The organism is Herbaspirillum sp. BH-1 (assembly GCF_002870055.1).
GTDB classification, from domain to species: domain Bacteria; phylum Pseudomonadota; class Gammaproteobacteria; order Burkholderiales; family Burkholderiaceae_D; genus Herbaspirillum; species Herbaspirillum frisingense.
This window is the reverse complement of record NZ_PKOI01000007.1, coordinates 37,496-58,597: the sequence shown is the minus strand read 5'-3', so window position 1 is coordinate 58,597 and position 21,102 is coordinate 37,496. Positions and strand designations below refer to the sequence as shown.

Annotated in this window: 19 protein-coding genes; 13 read left to right on the top strand and 6 right to left on the bottom strand. The window is 64.0% G+C overall.

Annotation, left to right across the window (positions count from 1 at the left end; all coding sequences use genetic code 11):
- Positions 1–30: 30 nt before the first annotated feature.
- Together HBH1_RS11535 and HBH1_RS11530 are read right to left on the bottom strand one after the other, a co-directional pair.
- The gene (locus HBH1_RS11535; RefSeq protein WP_102662876.1) at positions 31–1,464 is read right to left on the bottom strand and encodes an ATP-binding protein; all 1,434 of its coding nucleotides are present in this window, start codon (positions 1,462–1,464) and stop codon (positions 31–33) included.
- A 1-nt stretch (position 1,465) separates the two neighbouring features.
- Positions 1,466–2,155 (bottom strand): response regulator transcription factor, encoded by a 690-nt coding sequence (locus HBH1_RS11530; protein WP_039877189.1) that lies wholly within the window; start codon positions 2,153–2,155, stop codon positions 1,466–1,468.
- Between the two features lie 371 nt (positions 2,156–2,526).
- Between HBH1_RS11530 and HBH1_RS11525 the strand changes: the two genes are divergently transcribed.
- The gene (locus HBH1_RS11525; RefSeq protein WP_102662875.1) at positions 2,527–3,276 is read left to right on the top strand and encodes a hypothetical protein; all 750 of its coding nucleotides are present in this window, start codon (positions 2,527–2,529) and stop codon (positions 3,274–3,276) included.
- Between the two features lie 45 nt (positions 3,277–3,321).
- Positions 3,322–4,905, top strand: a complete 1,584-nt coding sequence (locus HBH1_RS11520; RefSeq protein WP_102662874.1) for a tetratricopeptide repeat protein — start codon at positions 3,322–3,324, stop codon at positions 4,903–4,905.
- Positions 4,906–4,969: 64 nt separating this feature from the next.
- Here HBH1_RS11520 and smpB read toward each other — a convergent pair whose 3' ends face one another.
- Positions 4,970–5,419, bottom strand: a complete 450-nt coding sequence (smpB, locus tag HBH1_RS11515) for an SsrA-binding protein SmpB (protein WP_006465562.1) — start codon at positions 5,417–5,419, stop codon at positions 4,970–4,972.
- 67 nt (positions 5,420–5,486) lie between these two features.
- Here smpB and HBH1_RS11510 point away from each other — a divergent pair, with 67 nt between their 5' ends.
- The 4 genes from HBH1_RS11510 (at position 5,487) to guaA (ending at position 9,539) form a co-directional block, all read left to right on the top strand.
- A complete protein-coding gene (locus tag HBH1_RS11510; RefSeq protein WP_006465561.1) occupies positions 5,487–5,918 on the top strand; it encodes a type II toxin-antitoxin system RatA family toxin in 432 nt (143 codons plus the stop codon).
- Entirely contained in the window at positions 5,911–6,216 is a 306-nt protein-coding gene (locus HBH1_RS11505) for an RnfH family protein (protein WP_102662873.1), read from the top strand. The genes HBH1_RS11510 and HBH1_RS11505 overlap by 8 nt, the downstream gene beginning before the upstream one ends.
- A gap of 146 nt (positions 6,217–6,362) precedes the next feature.
- On the top strand, positions 6,363–7,832 hold the full coding sequence (gene guaB, locus HBH1_RS11500; protein ID WP_006465559.1) for an IMP dehydrogenase: 1,470 nt from the start codon (positions 6,363–6,365) through the stop codon (positions 7,830–7,832).
- A 114-nt stretch (positions 7,833–7,946) separates the two neighbouring features.
- The gene (gene guaA, locus HBH1_RS11495; protein WP_006465558.1) at positions 7,947–9,539 is read left to right on the top strand and encodes a glutamine-hydrolyzing GMP synthase; all 1,593 of its coding nucleotides are present in this window, start codon (positions 7,947–7,949) and stop codon (positions 9,537–9,539) included.
- Positions 9,540–9,692: 153 nt separating this feature from the next.
- Here guaA and HBH1_RS11490 read toward each other — a convergent pair whose 3' ends face one another.
- The 3 genes from HBH1_RS11490 to HBH1_RS11480 form a co-directional block, all read right to left on the bottom strand.
- Positions 9,693–10,952, bottom strand: a complete 1,260-nt coding sequence (locus HBH1_RS11490; RefSeq protein ID WP_102662872.1) for a type II toxin-antitoxin system HipA family toxin — start codon at positions 10,950–10,952, stop codon at positions 9,693–9,695.
- Positions 10,945–11,262, bottom strand: a complete 318-nt coding sequence (locus HBH1_RS11485) for a helix-turn-helix domain-containing protein (RefSeq protein WP_102662871.1) — start codon at positions 11,260–11,262, stop codon at positions 10,945–10,947. Before HBH1_RS11485 ends, HBH1_RS11490 begins: the two co-directional genes overlap by 8 nt.
- Before the next feature lie 167 nt (positions 11,263–11,429).
- Complete coding sequence (locus tag HBH1_RS11480) at positions 11,430–11,795, bottom strand: cupin domain-containing protein (protein ID WP_102662870.1); 366 nt, start codon at positions 11,793–11,795, stop codon at positions 11,430–11,432.
- 172 nt (positions 11,796–11,967) lie between these two features.
- Between HBH1_RS11480 and HBH1_RS11475 the strand changes: the two genes are divergently transcribed.
- The 7 genes from HBH1_RS11475 to queE all read left to right on the top strand — a co-directional run bounded on the left by HBH1_RS11475 (position 11,968) and on the right by queE (position 21,044).
- Positions 11,968–12,882 carry a DUF72 domain-containing protein gene (locus HBH1_RS11475; protein WP_102662869.1) on the top strand — a complete coding sequence of 305 codons (915 nt, stop codon included), beginning with the start codon at positions 11,968–11,970 and terminating at the stop codon, positions 12,880–12,882.
- 117 nt (positions 12,883–12,999) lie between these two features.
- Positions 13,000–13,500, top strand: coding sequence for a sigma-70 family RNA polymerase sigma factor (locus tag HBH1_RS11470; RefSeq protein ID WP_369878615.1), 501 nt, complete (start codon positions 13,000–13,002; stop codon positions 13,498–13,500).
- Positions 13,494–14,540 (top strand): FecR domain-containing protein, encoded by a 1,047-nt coding sequence (locus HBH1_RS11465; RefSeq protein ID WP_102662867.1) that lies wholly within the window; start codon positions 13,494–13,496, stop codon positions 14,538–14,540. Before HBH1_RS11470 ends, HBH1_RS11465 begins: the two co-directional genes overlap by 7 nt.
- Before the next feature lie 69 nt (positions 14,541–14,609).
- Positions 14,610–17,057, top strand: coding sequence for a TonB-dependent siderophore receptor (locus tag HBH1_RS11460; RefSeq protein WP_102662866.1), 2,448 nt, complete (start codon positions 14,610–14,612; stop codon positions 17,055–17,057).
- Between the two features lie 104 nt (positions 17,058–17,161).
- Positions 17,162–18,298, top strand: coding sequence for an efflux RND transporter periplasmic adaptor subunit (locus HBH1_RS11455; protein WP_102662865.1), 1,137 nt, complete (start codon positions 17,162–17,164; stop codon positions 18,296–18,298).
- Positions 18,298–20,259 (top strand): MacB family efflux pump subunit, encoded by a 1,962-nt coding sequence (locus HBH1_RS11450; RefSeq protein ID WP_102662864.1) that lies wholly within the window; start codon positions 18,298–18,300, stop codon positions 20,257–20,259. Before HBH1_RS11455 ends, HBH1_RS11450 begins: the two co-directional genes overlap by 1 nt.
- 149 nt (positions 20,260–20,408) lie before the next feature.
- On the top strand, positions 20,409–21,044 hold the full coding sequence (queE, locus tag HBH1_RS11445; RefSeq protein ID WP_102662999.1) for a 7-carboxy-7-deazaguanine synthase: 636 nt from the start codon (positions 20,409–20,411) through the stop codon (positions 21,042–21,044).
- Positions 21,045–21,102: the final 58 nt, after the last annotated feature.

Sequence of the window (21,102 nt, the reverse complement as noted above, 5' to 3'; positions counted from 1 at the left end):
GGCGGATCGCTGCCAGCCGGTAGCCAGCCATCAGGCCTCCACAGTCTCTCCCCGTGCCGGTTCGTCGGCCATGAAGGGCAGGGTGATGTCCACCCGCAAGCCGCCATCCGGCCGATTCGCAGCGCGGATGCTGCCTTGATGGGCTTCCACGATACGTCGCGCAATCGACAGCCCCAGGCCGTGCCCGGCGCTGTTGCTCTTGGTGCGGCTGCTGCGGAAGAACAGCTCGAAGATGCTGTTCATCTCTTCCTCCGGCACACCCGGCCCACGGTCGAGAATGGACAGGTGCAGCAGCTTGCCAACCTCGTCGATCTCGGCCACGACCTGCACCGTGGTGGCTGGTGCGGTGTGCTTGATGGCATTGCGCAGCACGTTTTCGATGGCGCGATAGAGCAGCTCCGGATTGCCCTGCACCTGCACCCGGCAGGCGATCTGGCTTTCCACCTGCTTGCCCAGGGTCTCGGCCTCGAAGTTGGCGTCGCTGATCATGTCCCCCAGCATGGGCTGGATGGCGATGGCTTCTTCCATCGAACCTGGGACGTTGGCTTCCAGTCTCGACAGCGTCAACAGTTCCCCCACCAGCTTGTCCATGCGCACGCTCTCGCGTTCGATGCGTTCCAGGGTCAGTTCCAGCTTGTCACGGTCCTGTACCCGCGCCAGGCCGATGGCCATCTGCAGGCGCGCAATCGGCGAGCGCAATTCGTGCGAGACGTCATGCAGCAGGCGACGCTGGCTTTCCATCAGGGTGCGCAGCTTGGCGGTCATGGCGTCGAAATCGCGACCGAGGTCGGCCAATTCGTCGTTGCGCGCGCTCATCACCGGCTCCAGTTCCAGATCCAGGTTGCCATTGGCGGCCTGGTTGAAGGCGTTCTTGAGGTGGCGAATCGGATGCGAGAAATACCAGGCCAGCAACAGGGCAAAGACCAGGCTGGCCACCAGCGCCACGGCCAGCGGCATGGTCGGGAAGAACAGCGGCTTGGGTCCGCGTTCCTTCATGTAGCGGGGTTCGCGACCGGGCATGCCGCCGGGGCCAGGGCCGGGAGGTGGCGCAAACTCATCGTTGGGCGCCGGAATGAACATCAGGTAGCTATGGCCGTTGGTGGCCTTGACCAGTTCCACCGAGCGTCGCTCGCGCTCGGTCGTCAACAGGTGCCGCGCCTCTTCCACCAGCTTGGGTGGCACTTCGCGACCCATCAGGTCCTTGTTCTCTTCATCCACCGCATACAACTGCAGGCGATGCGGGCGTCCTTCGTTGATCAGGCTGCGCAGCGCTTCCGGCCCGCCGAACTGCAGCGTGGCCGCTGCCGAGCGGATCATGAACGAGGCCGGCGGACTGAGGTCGATTTCCGAATTGCGGTTGCTGCGTTCCAGGTTTTCTATCCAGAACAGCACGCCCACGCCGAAGGTGGCGGTAATCTGGGCGATCGCGATGAAGAAGAAGAACTTCCAGAAAAGCCGGCCCACTTTATTCCTTGATGAACTGGTAGCCGAGGCGATAGACGGTCTGGATGCAGCTCTTGTCGCTGCCCAGGGCGGCGATCTTCTGGCGGATGCTGGAAAGGTGGACGTCGATGTTGCGATCGAAGCGCGCCAGCGGGCGGCCCAGGCCCTGCTCCGACAGGGTCTGCTTGCTGACCGGCTTGCCGGCATTGCGGGCCAGCACTTCCAGCAGGTTGAATTCGCTGCTGGTCAATTCCAGCGGCCGGCTGTTCCAGGTGGCGCGACGCTGTTCCGGCCACATCGACAGCGCGCCCACGGCCAGCGGCGAATAGGGCGTCTGTTCGCTGCTCTCGGCAGAAGCGCGGCGCAGGATGGCGCGGATGCGGGCGGCAATTTCGCGTGGTGTGCAAGGCTTGGGCACGTAGTCGTCGGCGCCCAGTTCCAGGCCGATGATGCGGTCGGTGTCATCGCCCTTGGCGGTCAGCATCACCACCGGCATGCTGCTCTTGGCGCGGATGCGGCGCAGGGTATCGACGCCGTTCAGGCGCGGCATCATCACATCCAGCACCGCGATGGCGTACTGGCCGGTGAGCGCCTCGGCGGCCCCGGCTTCGCCATCGTAGGCGACGTTGACTTCGAATTTTTCCTGCTCCAGGTATTCCTTGAGCATATCGACGAGCTCCACGTCATCGTCGATCAAAAGTACTTTAGACATCGCTGCATTCCATTCTCGAATTGCCCTGCCTCCAGGCCGCAGGGCGTCGGCAGCCCGTAATATGCCGTAAAAGGTTTTGCAGGAGTGTTTCCAGCCGTCTTTACAATTGCATCTTTACATTCATTTACCGCGTGCCGGTGAACCTTCGCGACAGGGTATGGCGCCCATCCTTCCTTGACCGATTTTTTCACCACCCGCTGGCAGGCCGCGCCAGGCTTGACTTGCGGCAATGGCCCGCGCTGCGCCTGTTGACAGAACTTTACTCCGCTTTACGCCTTCCGGTTCAACTTAACAGGTCTTGATGACCGATACTGTTGACACTGACAAGGGAGCGGCGCAAGGGGCGTCGCGCACAATAAAAGGGGAGTGTCATGGCCATCAGCAGCGTTGGTTCCAGCAATTTCAGCCTGTCCGATCTGTCCGCGCTCAGCGGCACCAGCGGTTTTTCCACCAGCGCCACGCAGCGCATGGATGTGCCACCGCCACCACCGCCGCGTGGCGACAAGGGGGGAGGGCTGATCGGCGCGCTCAAGGATATTCTCGCCTCGCTAGGCGTGGCGCTTGATGCGACCGCCAGCAGCGCCACGACGACCAGCGCTTCCACCTCGGCCAGCACGACCTCTTCAAGCAGCAGCCTTTCGGCTTCGAATGTCGATTCCAAGCTCGATGCCTTCCTGCAGGAACTCATGGCGGCCCTCAAAGGCCAGGACAATCCCCCACCGGGACCGCCGCCGGCACTTTCGTCGTCTTCTGACGCCAGTTCCTCCAGCAGCGTGTCGGCCTCCAGCGAGGTCGACGGCACCACCAGCTCCAGCAGCACCAGCAGTGCCAGCAGCACGGCCACCGACACCACGGCGCGCTCCTACTCGCCAGCGGGCAGGCCTCCGCCGCCCGGCGGTGGGCTGGAGGCCGACCTCAACAGCCTGATCTCCAGTCTTTCCTCCGGCAGCAGCGATAGCGGTGATGGCACGAGCTCTTCACTGGAAAGTGCCTTCAGCAACCTGCTCAGTTCCCTGGGCGCATCGTCGACCACCACGTCGCTTTCCAGCTTCCTGCAAAACCTGCAGAGCAAGCTGGCAGCAGGCAAGACCACGGGCAACCTGATCGATACCACGGCGTGATCCGGCGGCGGCGTCACGAGCCGGCGGCGTGATAAGCTGCCGGCCATGATTTCTCCCGACCCCGCCAAACTGGCAAGCATCATGGGCCTGATGTGCGAGGCCATCGCCCTGCGTGGCGCCCAGCAGCCTGCTGCAGCCGTGGCCGTGCTGGACCAGGCGCTGGCGCTGGACCCCGGCTTCCTGCCATTGCACATGCAGCGTGCCGATCTGCTGGTGGAAATGGGTGACCTGGCCGGCGCGATCGCCGCCTACGAAGCCTGCCTGGATCTGGTGCCGGACTACCACGACGCGCGCGTCGCCCATCGCGCAGTGATGGTGCAATGGGCTGACACGCTGGCAGCCGCCCAAGGGCCGGAAGAGAGGCCCGACACTGAGCGCGCCGCCACGTTGGCGCGCCTTTACTACAAGCTGGCGCAGCCACAACGGGCATTGGCCGCCCTTGCTCCTGCTCTGCCGCTGGCCACCCTGGACCACCAGGCCTTGCACGCCGATATCCTGCTTCTGTTGAACCGCCACGAAGAGGCGCTGCATTGCTATTCGGAAGCCCCCGACAGTGACGACGCCACCCGCGCCCTGATTGCCTTCAATCGCGCCGACATCTTGCGCCGCATGGGCCGCATCGATGAAGCGCAAGCCGCCTATGAAGAGGCTCTACGCTGGCATGCCGATTTCCCGCAGGCCCAGGTGGGTCGCGCCCACATGCTGCTGACGCGGCATGACTATGCACGGGGATGGCCAGCCCATGAAGCCCGTTTCGCGATAGCCGAACTGGCCCGGCAGGGCATTAGCAGCCCGAGCCCGCGCTGGCAGCCAGGCCAGGATGTACAGGGAAAGCGAGTGCTCTTGTGGGCCGAACAGGGGCAGGGCGATTGCCTGCAATTTTCCCGCTATATCCCGCTGGTCGCACAGCGTGCAGCGCAGGTGACGCTCTGCGCCCCCGCAGCGTTGTTGGCGGTGCTCGCCCCCTCCTTGCCCGGGGTGGACTGCGTGTCCCACGCACATGAAGCGCCGCCCCATGATTGCCATGCCTCGCTGCTGAGCCTGCCGTTGTTGCTTGCGGTGCCTGATCCTCGCCAGGGACCGCAGCCGCCTTATCTTTTTGCCGATCCTGGGCGCGTAGCGCAGTGGCAGCAGCAACTGTCGTTGCTGGATGGCGCTGGGCCGCGCCGTCCGCGTATTGGCCTGGCCTGGGCCGGACGGCAGTACGCCACCACGCATCCCAGCCGCGACGTGCCACTGGCCGCCTTGCTGCCGTTCTTGGACCTGCCGGCCGACTTCATCAGCCTGCAGGTGGAAATTCCCCTGGCCGACCAGGCCCTGCATCAGGAAATGGCGGGCCGGCTGCACAGCTTGCCCTTGGCGGACTGGGCCGATACCGCAGCGCTGGCCTGCGCGCTGGACCTGGTGATCAGTGTCGATACTGCCGTCATACACCTGGCCGGTGCCCTGGGCCTGCCCTGTTTTTTGCCGCAACGACTGGAAGGCGAGTGGCGCTGGGGCGTGGAGGGGGACTCCAGTCCCTGGTATCCCTCGGTCCGACTGTTCCGCCAGCAGGAGCGCGGGCAATGGGCGCCGGTGGTGGCCGGGATGGTGGCGGCTTGCCGCGAGAAGTTCGCCGGCTGGTCGTAACGGCGGACATGAAAAACGGCTGCCCTGGGCAGCCGTGGTCGCAGTGGAAGAGGGTAGAGCGGGATCAGCGACGATTCTGCTTCATGGCCGCCTGGATTTCACGCTGGCTGTCACGCTGCTTTTCGGTCTCGCGCTTGTCGTGCTGCTTCTTGCCCTTGGCCAGGCCGATGTCGCATTTGACCCGGCCCTTGCTGTAATGCAGGTTCAGTGGCACCAGCGTATAGCCGGAGCGCTCTACCTTGCCGATCAGTTTGCTGATCTCCGCCGCATTGAGCAGCAGCTTGCGGGTACGGGTCGTTTCCGGATGCACGTGGGTGGAGGTGCTGGTCAGCGCACTGATGTGGCAGCCGAACAGGTAGACCTCGCCATTGCGCACGATCACGTAGGCTTCCTTCAATTGCACGCGGCCGGCGCGGATCGATTTGACTTCCCAACCTTGCAAGACGAGACCTGCTTCGAATCGCTCTTCGATGAAGTAATCGAAAAAGGCCTTTTTGTTATCAATAATGCTCATCTAAATAAAAATTCGTCTCGTCGGTTAAAATTGTGCCTTTGCGATTTTATCAAACGGATCACCCTCGATGGCAGTCGTTCACAAAACCGTCCTGATCAACTATAGCGCGGAGCAGATGTTCAACCTGGTCGACAAGGTTGAGGATTACCCTGAATTCCTGCCCTGGTGTGGCGGTGTCGAGGTGTCTGAACGCAGTGACGATAGTCTCACGGCCAAGCTCAAGATCAACTACCACGGCCTGAAACAGTCCTTCAGCACCCACAATACCAATGTGCGCCCCACCAGCATGACCATGCGCCTGGTGGAAGGCCCGTTCAAGCATTTCGAAGGTCGCTGGAGCTTCAAGCCGCTGCGCGAGGATGCCTGCAAGATCGAGTTCGACATGGAATATGAATTTTCCAGCCGCATCCTGGAGGGCGTGATCGGCCCGGTCTTCAGCATGATCGCCAACAGCTTCGTCGATTCCTTCTGCAAGCGGGCCGAACAGATATATGGCTGAAGCAGCCCCTTTGCAAGTCCAGCTCTGCTACGCCGCGCCCGGACTGCAGATTCTCAGGGATCTTGAGGTGGCCCCGGGTTGCACTATCCAGCAAGCCATCCTCGACAGCGGCCTGCTGCGCGAACAGCCGGCCATCGACCTGTCGACCTGCAAGGTCGGCATCTTCGGCAAGGCCAGGCCGCTGGATACCCCGCTGCGCGAACATGACCGCATCGAAATCTACCGTCCCCTGATCGCCGACCCCAAGCAATCCCGCCGACGCCGGGCAGCGCACCAGGAACGCGGGCAGGGCGCGTAAACCAGCCGGGCTTGCTGGCTTGTCGGCTTGCCAGCAAGCCCGGAATATCCGGCATTTTTACGACGCCCGGAGGCAGAAACGCAAGCAGAGCAAGACGCGCGATCGAGTTTTCTGTATAATTCGCTTTTGCGCCTATAGGAAACACTATGCGTCTTCTCCAAAAAGCACTCACGTTCGATGATGTGCTGCTCGTTCCGGCCTTCTCGGACATCCTCCCCAAAGATACTTCCCTGACCACGCGCCTGACGCGCAACATCTCGCTGAACATCCCGCTGGTGTCGGCTGCGATGGATACCGTCACCGAAGCACGCCTGGCCATTGCCATGGCGCAAGAAGGCGGGATCGGCATCATCCACAAGAACCTGACGCCCAAGGAACAGGCGCGCGAGGTTTCCAAGGTCAAGCGTTTCGAGTCCGGCGTGGTCCGCGACCCGATCACCATCCCTCCCACCATGAAGATCCGCGACGTGATCGCGCTGTCCAAGCAGCACGGCATTTCCGGTTTCCCGGTGGTTGAAGGCAAGGCACTGGTGGGCATCATCACCAACCGCGACCTGCGTTTCGAGCGAGAGCTGGACGCCGAAGTCCGCGCCAAGATGACCCCGCGCGACAAGCTGGTCTACGTCAAGGAAAACGGTTCCAGTGCAGATCCCGAAGAAGCCAAGCGCCTGATGAACAAGCACCGCCTGGAGCGCGTGATGGTCGTCAACGATGCCTTCGAGCTGCGCGGCCTGATCACCGTCAAGGACATCGAAAAATCCACCGAACACCCCTTCGCCTGCAAGGACGAACACGGCAAGCTGCGCGTGGGCGCCGCCGTCGGCGTGGGTCCGGACAATGACGAGCGCATCGAGCTGCTGGTCGCTGCCGGCGTGGACGTGATCGTGGTCGACACCGCCCACGGCCACTCCGCTGGCGTGTTGAACCGCGTCAAGTGGGTCAAGACCCGCTACCCGCACGTGGAAGTCATCGGCGGCAACATCGCCACCGCCGCCGCTGCCAAGGCACTGGTCGAACATGGCGCCGACGCCGTCAAGGTCGGCATCGGCCCTGGCTCCATCTGCACCACCCGTATCGTCGCTGGTGTGGGCGTGCCTCAGATCTCCGCCATCGCCAACGTCGCCGACGCCCTGAAGGGGACCGGCGTACCGGTGATCGCCGACGGTGGCATCCGCTTCTCCGGCGACGTCGCCAAGGCGCTGGCCGCCGGGGCGTCCGCCGTGATGATGGGCAGCATGTTCGCCGGCACCGAAGAAGCCCCCGGTGAAGTGATCCTGTACCAGGGCCGCAGCTACAAGTCCTACCGTGGCATGGGTTCGCTGGGTGCCATGGCCGACGGCTCGGCCGACCGTTACTTCCAGGACGGCGACAACACCGCCGACAAGTTCGTACCGGAAGGCATCGAAGGCCGCGTCGCCTACAAGGGCTCGGTGGTCGCCATCCTGTATCAGCTGGTGGGCGGCGTGCGCTCCTCCATGGGTTACTGCGGTTGCGGTTCCATCGACGACTTCCGCGAACGCGCCGAATTCGTCGAGATCACCTCGGCCGGCATGCGCGAATCGCACGTCCACGACGTGCAGATCACCAAGGAAGCCCCGAACTACCGCGCCGAGTAATTTTCGATGCGGCCACAGCCCGACAGTCCACCGGCATTGCGCCAGGCTGTCGGGCTGTTGAATTTTTCAGCAGTCCATTTTCAACGTAGCTAACGTAGCCAGACCTCATTGCCCATGTCCACGCATTCGCATTCGAAAATCCTGATCCTCGACTTCGGTTCCCAGGTGACCCAGCTCATCGCTCGCCGCGTGCGCGAAGCCGGTGTGTTTTCCGAGGTATTCCCGCATGATGTGACCGACGAATTCGTGCGCAACTACGGCGCGGCCGGCGTCATCCTCTCCGGTGGCCCCAACAGCGTCACCGAAGGCGACACCCCGCGCGTACCGCAATCGGTATTCGAACTGGGCGTGCCGGTCCTGGGCATCTGCTACGGCATGCAGGCCATGGCCGAGCAGCTGGGCGGCAAGGTCGAGAACGGTCACCTGCGTGAATTCGGCTACGCCGAAGTGCGCGCCCACGGCCACACCAAGCTGCTGGAAAACATCAGCGACTTCACCAATGCCCAGGGCCACGGCATGTTGAAGGTCTGGATGAGCCACGGCGACAAGGTCAACGACATGCCGGCCGGCTTCAAGCTCATGGCCTCCACCGGCAACTGCCCCATCGCCGGCATGGCCGACGAAGAACGTCGCTTCTACGGCGTGCAGTTCCACCCCGAAGTCACCCACACCGTGCAGGGCAAGGCCATGCTGGCGCGCTTCGTGCACGAGATCTGCGGCTGCCAGTCGGACTGGAACATGCCGGACTACATCTCCGAAGCCGTCGAGATGATCCGCCAGCAGGTCGGCAGCGATGAAGTCATCCTGGGCCTCTCCGGTGGCGTGGACAGCAGCGTGGCTGCGGCCCTGATCCACCGCGCCATCGGCGACCAACTGACCTGTGTCTTCGTCGACCACGGCCTGCTGCGCCTGGACGAAGGCAAGATGGTCATGGAGATGTTCGGCAAGAACCTGGGCGTGAAGGTGATCCACGTGGACGCCACCGCCCAGTTCATGGGCCACCTGGCTGGCGTCACCGATCCCGAAGCCAAGCGCAAGATCATCGGCCGCGAGTTCGTCGAAGTGTTCCAGGCCGAATCGGCCAAGCTGACCAGCGCCAAGTGGCTGGCCCAGGGCACCATCTACCCGGACGTGATCGAAAGCGCCGGCAAGGGCAAGAAGACCGCCCACACCATCAAGAGCCACCACAACGTCGGCGGCCTGCCGGAAACCCTGAACCTGAAGCTGCTGGAACCCCTGCGCGAACTGTTCAAGGACGAAGTCCGCGAACTGGGCGTGGCCCTGGGCCTGCCGCCGGAAATGGTCTACCGCCACCCGTTCCCCGGCCCGGGCCTGGGCGTGCGTATCCTGGGTGAAGTCAAGAAGGAATACGCCGACCTGCTGCGCCGCGCTGACGCAATCTTCATCGAGGAACTGCGCAATACGAAGGATGACGACGGCCAGAGCTGGTACGACAAGACCAGCCAGGCCTTCGCCGTGTTCCTGCCGGTGAAGTCGGTGGGCGTGATGGGCGACGGCCGTACCTATGAATACGTCGTGGCCCTGCGCGCCGTGCAGACCCAGGACTTCATGACCGCCCACTGGGCGCACCTGCCGCATGAACTGCTGGGACGCGTGTCCAACCGCATCATCAATGAAGTGCGCGGCCTGAACCGGGTGGTGTACGACATTTCGGGGAAGCCGCCAGCGACCATCGAGTGGGAGTGATTTTGTAAGGGTACTTGAGGAAAAAAAGGGAGCGTGCAGCTCCCTTTTTCAATTCGGAAGATGTTCCTGATCCAATCGTGAGGGGCGGCGCGCAACCACGGGTACGTGATCACGCTCAGAAGCCGCTCACCTGCGCCGTCGATCCGGCCCACGCTAGCGCAGCAGCGCCACGTTACGGTCAATCTGCTGCTGGATGGTGCGCAGCGTGTCAGGTCTGACCGCACCGGGATGAAGTTCTTCACCCAAGCTTGCAAACCGGCGCGCCACGTCGCAAATCCTGTCGATGAGATCGCTGGCCACATCCTCCGCGACCTCGGCTTCGGCGGCCAGTCGCAGCATCTCCGCGCGCGAAATCGTCAATGCTTCCCCCATCACGTCCATCTGGTGGTATCCCTGCGGCCCCTCGCAAAAGGTGATGTCGTAGGCCGGCGCCAGTTTCCACCGGCCATCCGCAGACATGAGATAGGCAAAGTTCTTGGGGTGATCGTCTCTGTTGTGGAACGCAACATTGAACACGGCGCGCGTATAGGCCAGCGCCATTTCTCGGACATCGTTGGTACACAAGCGCGTGGCACGCATGAAATTGACGTAGTCGAGCGCACCGGGCGTGCGGTAATCCGCACCCGTGAAGGCGGCCAGGCTTTGCATGGGGACCCGCATCCCGTCCACGCGATCAAAGCGCTTGCTGGCGAAAGCGGCCATGGCATCCGGTAAAGTGAAATAGTGTGTGTCGGGCGTGTCGATGCCACATAAGCGCAGGCAATGTGCATAGACCATCTCGATGGCGCAGACTTCGGGATGCTCGTCGCGCGCCGGGAATTTCACCAGCCAGGCTTCGAAACCCGGTGTGGCAACCGTCGTCATGGCACCGCTACGGGGATCGCGATAGACCAGGGCCTTCGGTCTCGCGCCCTGCGGTGAGCCGCCCACCGACAGCAAGGCCTGCAGGAATTGCCCCCCGTCGCCGTGCAGCACATCCTGAACCTCGATGGCCAACTGTTCCAGCGGAATATGCGAAACCGGCGCTTTCCCCTCGGGTGCCACCGGTTCGAAACTCATCGCACCCATGGCGTTGCGACCGATATAGGCCAGTCGCTCCAGTGGGCCGATGCGTGCCGTGGTGAGACCATGCCGGCGGAACAGGCGGTCCATCAGCAGCATGCCCCAGCCGTCGGGGAGGGCGTCATAGACCGGTCCGGGCAGGCCTAGCTGATGGGTGGGAAAGTCGCGACGTAGCGCCGGCCCCTTCAGGGGCAAGGTGTGGGAAGACAGTTCCAGGCCACGTTGCCTGGCTTCGTTGCTGTATTCGAAGGCGATCTGTGGCCGCCCCGTCAGGAGGGTGGTTGAGATCAGCCGGCCCCAGCGCCAGCGCTCGCCCCAGCCTTCGTAGTAGACGTCGACTTGCTCAGGCATGATCGGACTTTCTCCGGGTACGTTGACGGCGGGCGCTTTGCTCGTACCGGAGAATATCCTCGATGCTGTCCAGCCTGGGCAGGAAGAGGGCTTCCAGCTCCTTGATCCTGCCAAGGGCCATGGCCACCCGGACGATGTTCTCGAATCCGACGTTGCGGCCTGCTTCCAGGTTGGACACCGTATTGACGCCGATGCCGGCGCGCCCGGCCAGGTCTGATTGCGTCATTGCCTGCGCCAGCCGCTCCGTGCGCAAGCGTTCGCAGAGCCGCTTGACCACTTCATCAGGTTTGCTGAGATTTAAATCCAACATGATGGGGCTTATCAGAATTAATGCCGGTTAATACCCAAAATTATAGATTTATCCCTGTTGAGCGGCAAGCTTATTAATTATCCTTGATTGTGTTTTAAGTGGTGGTTTGAGCGTTAAAACACGTTTTATCGGATTTAAGGTGGTAATGGAGAGCGGCTTGCATCGTCTCAAGCGCCGCCGCGCTCGACGATCACATAGTGCTTGCGCATCGGCTCCACCACCTCGAACACGCCCTTGAAACCCGCCGGGATCACCATGGCATCGCCAGGGCCGGCTTCGGCAGCCTTTCCTTGCTCATCAATGACGCGGCAGCGACCTTCCAGCACGTAGAAATATTCATCTTTGGTCGGTGCAAAGGCAATGCGCCAGCTGCCTTTTTCGCAGGCCCAGATGCCGGCGTTCATGTCGCCGCTGGCGCTGGTGAAGTGGTTCCAGGTGGTGCGCAGGGGATTGCCTTCCAGGCGGCGCTCTTCGACGGGGTGGTCATGTTCGGGAGCGGGGGAGCCGAGGCGGAATTGGGTGATGGCGGTCATGGAATGGGCCTGCAATTTTAAGGAAAAGGACGCAAAAGGAGGAAAAAGGGGATAAGGCGGGCGGTCGATCAAAGGGCAGCAGTGTACCAGCAGCGTGCTACTGCCGCGCTGGCCGGCACCAAGTCCGCCCACCCCGGTCACACCGTGCATGAACAGGATCGAGGAGGCAGGCATGGGCAAGATCTGGATCGGTATCTCCGGCTGGCGTTACGCGCCCTGGCGCGGCAGTTTCTACCCCAAGGGGTTGCGCCAGGATGACGAGCTGGGCTATGCCTCGCGCATGCTGCCGAGCATCGAGCTCAACGGTTCCTTCTATGCCCTGCAGCGGCCGGAAAGCTATCAGCGCTGGTATGAGTCCACACCACCCGGCTTCGTCTTCAGCCACAAGGGCAATCGCTTCATCACCCATACCCGTCGGCTGAAGGATATCGATGGCGCCCTGGCCAATGTCTTCGCCTCCGGCGTATTCAACCTGAAGGAAAAACTAGGCCCTTTCCTGTGGCAGTTCCCGCCCAGTTTCAGTTATGAGCCGGAGGCCCTGGAGCACTTCCTGAGCCTGCTGCCGCACGATACCGAAGCCGCACAGAAGCTGGCCCGTGGACATGAGCCGCGCATGGAGGGCAGGGTGCAGCTGGAAATCGACAGGAAACGCAAGCTGCGCCATGGCATGGAAATCCGCCATGACAGCTTCGTTGACGAGTCCTTCATCAAGCTGCTGCGCAAGTACAAGGTCGCGCTGGTGGTGGCCGATGCGCCCAAGAAATGGCCCTACCAGGAAGATGTGACGGCTGATTTCATGTATCTGCGCCTGCACGGTGACAAGCGCCTCTACCAGAGCGGTTACAGCGATGAGGCCATCGACGCCTGGGCCGAACGCATCCGGGCCTGGGCCGGGGGCGGTCAGCCGGCGCAGGGGCCGCGCATTGCGTCTGGTGCGCCACGGCAGCGCGCCAGTCGTGATATCTATTGCTATTTCGATAACGATATAAAGGTCAAGGCGCCGTTCGACGCCCGGCGCCTGATTGAACGCCTGGGTCTGAAACTGGACCTGCCCGAGCCCGGCGAACCCCTGGAATGGCGCAAGTGATCAGTTTCGTGGACTGAAAACTGACAAATCCGAACTGCTTCCATATAATAATGATTCTCATTATTAAAAATCATGCTCATGGAAGCCCGGTTACTCGACAGGCAGGAAAGCGATGCATTGCAAAGGATGTACAGCGGCCATCACGGCTGGCTGCTGCAATGGCTGCAACGCAAGCTGGGTAACCGTGGCGACGCGGCCGATCTGGTGCAGGACACCTATATCCGGGTGGCGACAGGGCGCAGCATGCCGAACCCGGAGCAGGCGCGCCCCTATCTGGTCCAGATCGCCAAGCACCTGATGATCGACCTGCATCGCCGTCGCAAGCTGGAGGCAGCCTATCTGGAGGCCCTGGCAGCCTTGCCCGAAGCCCATGCGCCATCCCATGAAGACACCCTCATCGTGCAGCAGACCCTGGCCGCCATCGATGCCGCGCTGGAAGGTCTGCCGCCGAAGGTGCGGGAAACCTTCTTCATGTCGCAATTCGACGGCATGACATATAGCGCTATCGCCGCGTCCTTGGGCATCGCCGTTGCCACTGTTCGCAAGCATATGCTCACGGCCACCCGGGCCTGCTTCCTCGCCATGCAGCAGTGCGGCGAACCCGTCTGCGCATGCTGAGCGCCGCGACTCCGCACCCGGACGCCGCGGATGATGTCACCGGAGACGCCCTGGACCAGGCCTTGCAATGGTTCGTGATCCTGGCCTCCGGTGAAGTCACCCCCGCGCAGCGACAGGCCTTCGCCACCTGGCTGGTGGCCAACCCGGCCCATGCCCGGCAGTGGGAAGCGGTGAGCCGCTTCCAGGGCATGCTGCAGGGCATGCCGTCGCAGGCGGCGGGCCAGGCCTTGCGCGGCCGTGGCGCCCGAGGCCCCCGCGGCCCTGTCCGGACGAGCCGACGTCAGGTGCTGGCCTTGCTGCTGGTCGCCGGCACCGGGGCGCTGTGCTACGACCGCCGCCACGCCTACCTGGCGCTGACCGCCGATCAGCGCAGTGCCATCGGTGAACGGCGCGAGATGTTGCTGCCCGATGGCAGCAGACTGGTGCTTGATAGCGATAGCGCTGTCGATATCCGCTTCGCCGATGGGCTGCGGCGGCTGGTGCTGCGACGCGGTGCCATCATGGTCGAGACCGCCCACCTGGCAGCCTGGGCGGAGCAGCCCTTTTATGTGGATACGGCCCAGGGGCGGGTACAGGCTTTGGGGACACGCTTCGTAGTGCGCCAGGAAGCGTCGCCCGGATGGCGCCAGGCCGGCCGCAGTCGGGTCGAGGTGATGGCAGGTGCGGTCCGCATCACCCCGGCACGCAACGCCGTGGGGAGCGCGCTGGTCGGGCAGGGGCAGCAGGCGGTTTTCGACGATGTCACAGTGGGCGCGGTCGCTGCGCTCGATCCGAATGCGCAGGCCTGGACCCAGGGCATGCTGATCGCCCGCGAGCGGCCCCTGGGCGATCTGCTGGCCGAGCTGGGGCGTTATCGGCCGGGCCTGTTGCAGGTTGATGATGCGGTGGCGCAGATCCCGGTCAATGGCGTCTTCCCGCTGGAAGATACCGATCGCGTGCTGGCGGCGCTGGAGCATGCCTTCCCGATTCGCATCCAGCGTCACACGCGCTACTGGACCCGGGTGGTCGCTGCCGTGCAGAAAAAATCCGGCCAGCCATAGCACTTTTGGATTCTCGTTCGTAAAGCAGATGAAGACCTTCACTTTTCATCGCTAACGAGGATAACAATAATGCGCCATCAGTCGCTTCGTTCTACCGCCACCACCCATCGCGCCCACGGCACCACCGGTGCAACCCGTCCGCTCAGGGCGCTGTCCACCACCGCCCATGTCCTGATGGCAGGCAGCCTGCTGCTGGCCGGTGCCGCGCTGGTCATGCCGGCCAGTGCGGCCACACCGGTGGCGGCCGAGCAGAGTCTGCCGTTGTCCATTCCTGCCGGTCCGCTGGACCAGTCCTTGAACCGCCTGGCCGCCAGTGCGCATCGCCTGCTGGTGGTCGATCCGGCATTGCTGCGCGGCAGGCAGGCGCCGGCCGTGGAAGGCAATCTGCCGGTGAGTCGCGCGCTGGAACAGTTGTTGTCCGGAAGCGGCCTGGTGGCGGATCAACGCGAGGATGGCAGCATTCACGTACGCAAGTTGCCGGCGCAGTCCTCCAGCCTGCCGGCCCTGACCGTGGTGGCCACCAGCGCTGCCGATCCGGGTGCCGGCCTGCAGCGTCCGGCCAGCAGTGGCGCGCTGGGATCGCGCTCGCTGCTGGAGACGCCGTTTTCCATCACCGTGGTGGACAAGGACGATATCCAGGAGCGCCAGGTCACTACCGTGGAGCAGGCCTTTCGCTATGACCCGTCGGTGACCTCGGCCAGCGGCGAATACGGGCGCGGGTCCTCGCTGCTGGTGCGCGGCCTGGGCATCGATGATACCAACGGTTTCAAGATGGATGGCCTGGCCCTGCCGGGCTGGGGCAACGACCTGTTGCCCATGGAAGTGTTCGAGCGGGTGGAGCTGCTCAAGGGGCTGTCGGGCTTCATGTATGGCTTCGGCTCGCCGGGCGGGATCATGAACTATGTGCTCAAGCGGCCCACCGACGAGAATCTGTTTGCCGTCGATGTCGGTTACAAGACCGGCTCGCTGTTCTCCAAGCACATCGACATTGGCGGTCGCGCCGGCGACGACCAGCGCCTGGGCTACCGGATCAACCTGGTGCAGGAGCAGGGCGGCACCTACTTCAAGGGCGGCTCGCTGGATCGTACCGTGGCCTCGCTGGCCACCGACCTCAGGCTGACCCAGGACCTCAAGCTCAGTTTCGATACCGTCTATGCCCGTCGCAAGTCCAATGGCAATGCCTTCTGGGGCATGAGCCTGTCCAGCGGCCTGGACCTGCCGACGGCCATCGATCCGCGCACCCGCCAGCAACCTGAAGGGGCCTATTTCAGCAATGAAAACATCGTCGTGAGCACCGGCCTGGAATGGCAGCTCAATCCGGACTGGAAATCCAGCTTCAACTATCGCTACGCCCGTGAAGACGTGGATTACGTCTATGGCGACATCAGCATCAACGATGCGCTGGGTAATAGCAGCACGCAGGTCTATGGCGGACTCTACAGCTTCCAGTATCAGCAGCTGCAGGCCATGCTGGAGGGCAAGCTCAAGACTGGCGCGATCGGTCATCAACTGGTCTTCGGCGCCAGCCGTCAGCAATACGAGGTGCTCTCCGACCGCGCCTCGACCAGTACGGCCGTGGGTAGCGGCAACATCTACCGCGATTCGCTGCTCAGCGTGGGCAGCATCAGCAACGCCGGCCATTCCCAATACCGGGGTTCGGAGATCGTGCAGAACGCACTCTTCGCCAGCGATACCCTGAGCCTGGGCGAGCAGTGGTCGCTCATCGGCGGGCTGCGCTACACCCGCTTCGACCAGCGTGGTTACAACCGGATTGGTGTGCAGACGACGACCTACCAGCGTTCCCCGGTCACGCCCACGGTGGCGCTGATGTTCAAGCCCCTGGCCGGCCTGACCACCTATGTCAGCTATGTCGAAGCGCTGGAGCGCGGTGGCACGGCGGGCGATACCACGGCCAATGCCGGCGAGGTCATGCCGCCCTTGAAGAGCAAGCAGATCGAGGCCGGCGTGAAGGTCGAGCAGGCCAACTGGAGCGCAACGGCGGCGGTGTTCCGCATGCAGCGGGCGGCGGAGTATGTCAACGCGGCCAATACGCTGGTGCAGGATGGCGAGACCCGCTACCAGGGCCTGGACCTGTCCGGTCGCTATGCGCTCACCCCGGCACTGAACCTGGAGGGCGGCCTCATGTGGCTGGACGCCAAGTACCAGAGCGATTCCGCCGACCTGGCTGGCAAGCAGGTGGTGGGCGCACCGCGCATGCAGGCCACCGCCGGTGTGCGGTACCGCGTCGCGGGTGTGGCCGGCCTCAGCATGAACGGCGGCCTGCGCCATGTCGGCCGCTCCAAGCTCGACACCGGCGCCCCCCAGCGTGAGTTGAGCGCCTACACCGTCATGGACGTCGGCGCCGTCTATCGCACCCGCTTGAGCGGCAAGGACGTCACCTTCAATGCCCAGGTACAGAACCTGGCCGACCGCCGCTACTGGGTCTACAACGGCGACAGCTACATCTTCGCCGGTGCACCGCGCACCCTGAGCCTGAACGCGCGCGTGGAGTTCTGAGAGCAAGGCTTGCCGGATCGCGCCATTGGCCGGTCCGGCTTTTTTGTGGCAAGCAAGGAGATCGGGTGAGCAGGGGCAAGTCAAGACGTGGATGGGGCGCGGGCATGACGCTGGCCGCACTGGCATCACTGGCAGCGGTGCTGGGCGTATTGGCCTGGTCGTGGGCGCAGGCGGGGCCGGAATACGATACGGTCGCGGTGACACGGGGTGATGTGGAAGCCAGCGTGGTGGCGGTCGGCAAGCTGCAGCCACGGCGTTTCGTCGATGTCGGCGCGCAGGTGTCCGGGCAGATCCAGCACCTGCATGTGCAGCCCGGCGATACGGTCAAGAAGGGCCAGTTGCTGGTCGAGATCGATCCGAGCGTGCAAAAGGCGACGGTCGACGCCGGGCGTGCCGCCCTTAGCGGGCTGCGTGCGCAACTGGCCGAGCAGCAGGCCCAGCATGCCTTGACACTGCGCCAGGCCCAGCGCCAGCGGGCGCTGGACGCCGGTGGCGCCACCCGTACCGAGGACGTCGATATCGCCGAAGCCGCATTGGCCCAGGCCGCTGCCCGCGTGGCCCACATCCAGGCCCAGATCACGCAGAACGTCGCCACGGTACAGGCCGACGAAGTGCGGCTGGGCTATACCCGCATCTATGCGCCCATGGATGGCACAGTGGTCAACGTCGAGGCCCGCGAAGGCCAGACCCTCAATGCCACCTACCAGACGCCCGCCATCCTGCGCATAGCGGACTTGTCCGTGATGACGGTGTGGACCGAGGTGTCCGAAGCCGAAGTGCGCAAGGTGCGGGCCGGCATGCCGGTCTATTTCTCGACCCTCGGCGGCGACCAGCGACGCTGGCAGGCGCAGGTACGGCAGGTGCTGCCGGCGCCCAGCGGCGAGGGCAAGAGCCTGGACAGCGCATTGGCGCCCTCCAGCAACAAGGTGGTGGTCTACATGGCCCTGTTCGACGTCGATAACCGCGATGGCGCCCTGATGCCGCAGATGACGGCGCAGGTCCATTTCGTCGTGGCGGCGGCACGTGACGTGCTGGTGGTGCCGTTGGCCGCCGTGCGCAAGGACAAGGAGCGCCTGCTGGCACGGATACGGCTGCCCGATGGGCGTATCGAGGAGCGTGAACTGCGGGCGGGCGTGCGCAACCGGATCAGCGTGGAAGTGCAGCAGGGTGTGCAGGCAGGTGAACAGATCGTCATTGCAGAGAAACCGGGCCGGCGCGGTCTGCCGAGGTTCCAGCTGTGATGGCGGCCGCGACCGCCGCTGCCCTGATTGAACTGCGCGACCTGCGCAAGGACTATGGCGGCCAGGATGGCAGCCCTGCGGTACAGGTGCTGCGCGGGGTGGACCTGCAGATACGGCAGGGTGAATTTGTCGCCATCGTGGGTGCTTCCGGCTCGGGCAAGTCCACCTTGATGAACATCCTCGGTTGCCTGGACCGTCCCAGCGCTGGCCAGTATCTGTTCAACGGCAGCGACGTCGCCGCCTTCGATGCCGACCGCCTGGCCTGGCTGCGGCGCGAGGCCTTCGGCTTCGTCTTCCAGGGCTATCACCTCATTCCCACCGAATCCGCCTGCGAAAACGTGGAACTGCCGGCCATCTACGCCGGCCTGCCCGAACCGCAGCGACGGCAACGGGCGGCGGCGCTATTGGCGCGGCTGGGGCTGGCGCAGCGCCTGGACAACCGGCCGCACCAGCTCTCCGGCGGCCAGCAGCAGCGGGTGTCGATCGCCCGCGCCCTGATGAACGGCGGCCGCATCATCCTGGCCGATGAGCCCACCGGGGCGCTGGACAGCCAGAGCGGCGCCGAGGTGATGCAGTTGTTCCATGAACTGGCCGATGCCGGCCACACCATCATCCTCATCACCCATGATCGTGAGGTGGCCGCTCAGGCCAGGCGTGTCATCGAGGTGCGAGATGGCAGCATCATCGGCGACAGCGGCGCGGCCCCGGATGCACCTGCACAGGCCATGCCCGATCTCCGCGAGGCCGCCGCCAGCCAGCCACCGGCGCGCCGCTGGCGCGACGAATTGCGCGAGGCGGCGCGGGCTGCCTGGCGGGTGATGTGGGTCAACCGCTTTCGCACCGCGCTGACCTTGCTGGGCATCGTCATCGGCGTGGCCTCGGTGATCGTGATGATGGCCATCGGCCTGGGCACGCGCCAGCAGGTGGTGGCGCAACTGGGACGCTTCGGCTCCAACCTGATGTACATGGCCGCCATCGGCGAGAGTTCGCGCATCCCGGGGCGCAGCATCACCCTGCAAGACCTGGAGGCGGTGGCCGACCTGCCCAACATTACCCATGTCCTGCCCAACGTGACGGGCAACAAGGTGGTGCGCCATGGCAATCAGGATATCCAGACCTATGTGCGCGGCACCGGCGCCGGTCTGCCCGAGGTCCAGACCTGGCCGCTGGCGCGGGGCGCCTTCTTCACGGCCGAGGACGAACGCGAACTGGCCTCGGTGGCGGTGCTGGGCTACCGGCTGGCGCGCGAGCTGATGCCGGAGGTACCGGACCCGGTGGGGCAGATGGTGTTGATCGGCAATTCGCCGTTCCAGGTGATCGGCGTGATGAGCGAGAAGGGCGCCCTCAGTGGGGACCGGGACGAAGACAACCTGTTGCTCATGCCTTTTTCCACGGCCGGGGCCAAGGTCTTCGGCCAGCGCGAGCCGACCTATACGGTCATGGCGGTGGCCGACGTCGGTCGCATCCAGGACACCCAGCAGCAACTGGAAGCCCTGCTGCTGGAGCGGCATGGTATCCGCGACTTCAGCATCGGCAATGCCGCCGCCTCCATCGCCGCCGAAGCCAGCACGCGCGACACCATGACCATGATGCTGTCGCTGGTGGCGGCGGTCTCGCTGCTGGTGGGCGGCATCGGCGTGATGAACGTGATGCTGATGACGGTGCGCGAGCGCACCCGTGAGATCGGCATCCGCCTGGCCACCGGTGCTAGGCAGCGTGACATCCTGCGCCAGTTTCTCACCGAGGCGGTATTGGTGACGCTTGTGGGCGGTGCCGCCGGCGTGGGTCTGGGCGTGGCGGTGGGGCTGGCGCTGATGGCGGCCGGGGTGCCGCTGATCTTTTCGCTGACCGCCATGCTGGCGGCCTTCGGCTGCGCCGTGCTGACCGGGCTGCTGTTCGGCTACATGCCGGCGCGGCGGGCGGCGAGGCTGGATCCGGTGGTGGCGCTGAGCACGGCCTGAGCTGCTTGCGGGGCGGCAAACGCATGCGGGCCGGTGGGGAGCGGCTATAATGAGGGCCTCCGTTAAAAATGTCGCTCCAACCAGGCGTCAGCATGGCAGCCGGCCCCGGCCAGCCTGCCCAGTTTCTGCGGTCCGCCCGCTCCGATATCGTGACCTACAGCATCAAAGAAATCTTCTATACCTTGCAAGGCGAGGGCGCGCACGCCGGTCGTCCGGCCGTCTTTTGCCGTTTTTCCGGCTGCAACCTGTGGACCGGGCGCGAGGAAGACCGCAGCCGCGCCATCTGCCAGTTCTGCGACACCGACTTCGTCGGCACCGATGGCGAGAACGGCGGCAAGTTCAAGAGCGCTGGCGAACTGGCGGCGATGATCGACAGCCTCTGGCCGGCTAGCTATGCGGCCAGCAAGTACGTGGTCTTTACCGGTGGTGAACCGCTGCTGCAGCTGGATGCCGCCCTGATCGAGGCGATGCATGCGGTGGGCTTCGAAATCGCCATCGAGACCAACGGCACCATTGCCGTGCCGGACGGGGTGGACTGGATCTGCGTCAGCCCCAAGATGGGGGCCGAGCTGAAGGTGCTGCGCGGCAGCGAGCTGAAGGTGGTGGTGCCGCAGGCCGGCCAGCCGCTGGCGGAGTATGAAAAGCTGGATTTCCAGCACTTCCTGCTGCAGCCCATGGATGGGCCGCAGGCGGCCGCCAATACCCGCATGGCCATCGACATGGTCAAGCACAATCCCAAGTGGAAGCTGAGCATCCAGACCCACAAGCTGCTCAATATTCCCTGAGCGATTTTGCTTTTTTCTTCATGCGGCGCTGCGCCGCGTGATTACAATGACCTCATCC

Coding starts and splice junctions, on each gene's coding strand:
- HBH1_RS11530 (WP_039877189.1), bottom strand. CDS start 2,155: ATGTCTAAAGTACTTTTGATCGACGATGACGTGGAGCTCGTCGATATG.
- HBH1_RS11525 (WP_102662875.1), top strand. CDS start 2,527: ATGGCCATCAGCAGCGTTGGTTCCAGCAATTTCAGCCTGTCCGATCTG.
- HBH1_RS11520 (WP_102662874.1), top strand. CDS start 3,322: ATGATTTCTCCCGACCCCGCCAAACTGGCAAGCATCATGGGCCTGATG.
- smpB (WP_006465562.1), bottom strand. CDS start 5,419: ATGAGCATTATTGATAACAAAAAGGCCTTTTTCGATTACTTCATCGAA.
- HBH1_RS11510 (WP_006465561.1), top strand. CDS start 5,487: ATGGCAGTCGTTCACAAAACCGTCCTGATCAACTATAGCGCGGAGCAG.
- HBH1_RS11505 (WP_102662873.1), top strand. CDS start 5,911: ATGGCTGAAGCAGCCCCTTTGCAAGTCCAGCTCTGCTACGCCGCGCCC.
- guaB (WP_006465559.1), top strand. CDS start 6,363: ATGCGTCTTCTCCAAAAAGCACTCACGTTCGATGATGTGCTGCTCGTT.
- guaA (WP_006465558.1), top strand. CDS start 7,947: ATGTCCACGCATTCGCATTCGAAAATCCTGATCCTCGACTTCGGTTCC.
- HBH1_RS11490 (WP_102662872.1), bottom strand. CDS start 10,952: ATGCCTGAGCAAGTCGACGTCTACTACGAAGGCTGGGGCGAGCGCTGG.
- HBH1_RS11485 (WP_102662871.1), bottom strand. CDS start 11,262: ATGTTGGATTTAAATCTCAGCAAACCTGATGAAGTGGTCAAGCGGCTC.
- HBH1_RS11480 (WP_102662870.1), bottom strand. CDS start 11,795: ATGACCGCCATCACCCAATTCCGCCTCGGCTCCCCCGCTCCCGAACAT.
- HBH1_RS11475 (WP_102662869.1), top strand. CDS start 11,968: ATGGGCAAGATCTGGATCGGTATCTCCGGCTGGCGTTACGCGCCCTGG.
- HBH1_RS11465 (WP_102662867.1), top strand. CDS start 13,494: ATGCTGAGCGCCGCGACTCCGCACCCGGACGCCGCGGATGATGTCACC.
- HBH1_RS11460 (WP_102662866.1), top strand. CDS start 14,610: ATGCGCCATCAGTCGCTTCGTTCTACCGCCACCACCCATCGCGCCCAC.
- HBH1_RS11455 (WP_102662865.1), top strand. CDS start 17,162: ATGACGCTGGCCGCACTGGCATCACTGGCAGCGGTGCTGGGCGTATTG.
- HBH1_RS11450 (WP_102662864.1), top strand. CDS start 18,298: ATGGCGGCCGCGACCGCCGCTGCCCTGATTGAACTGCGCGACCTGCGC.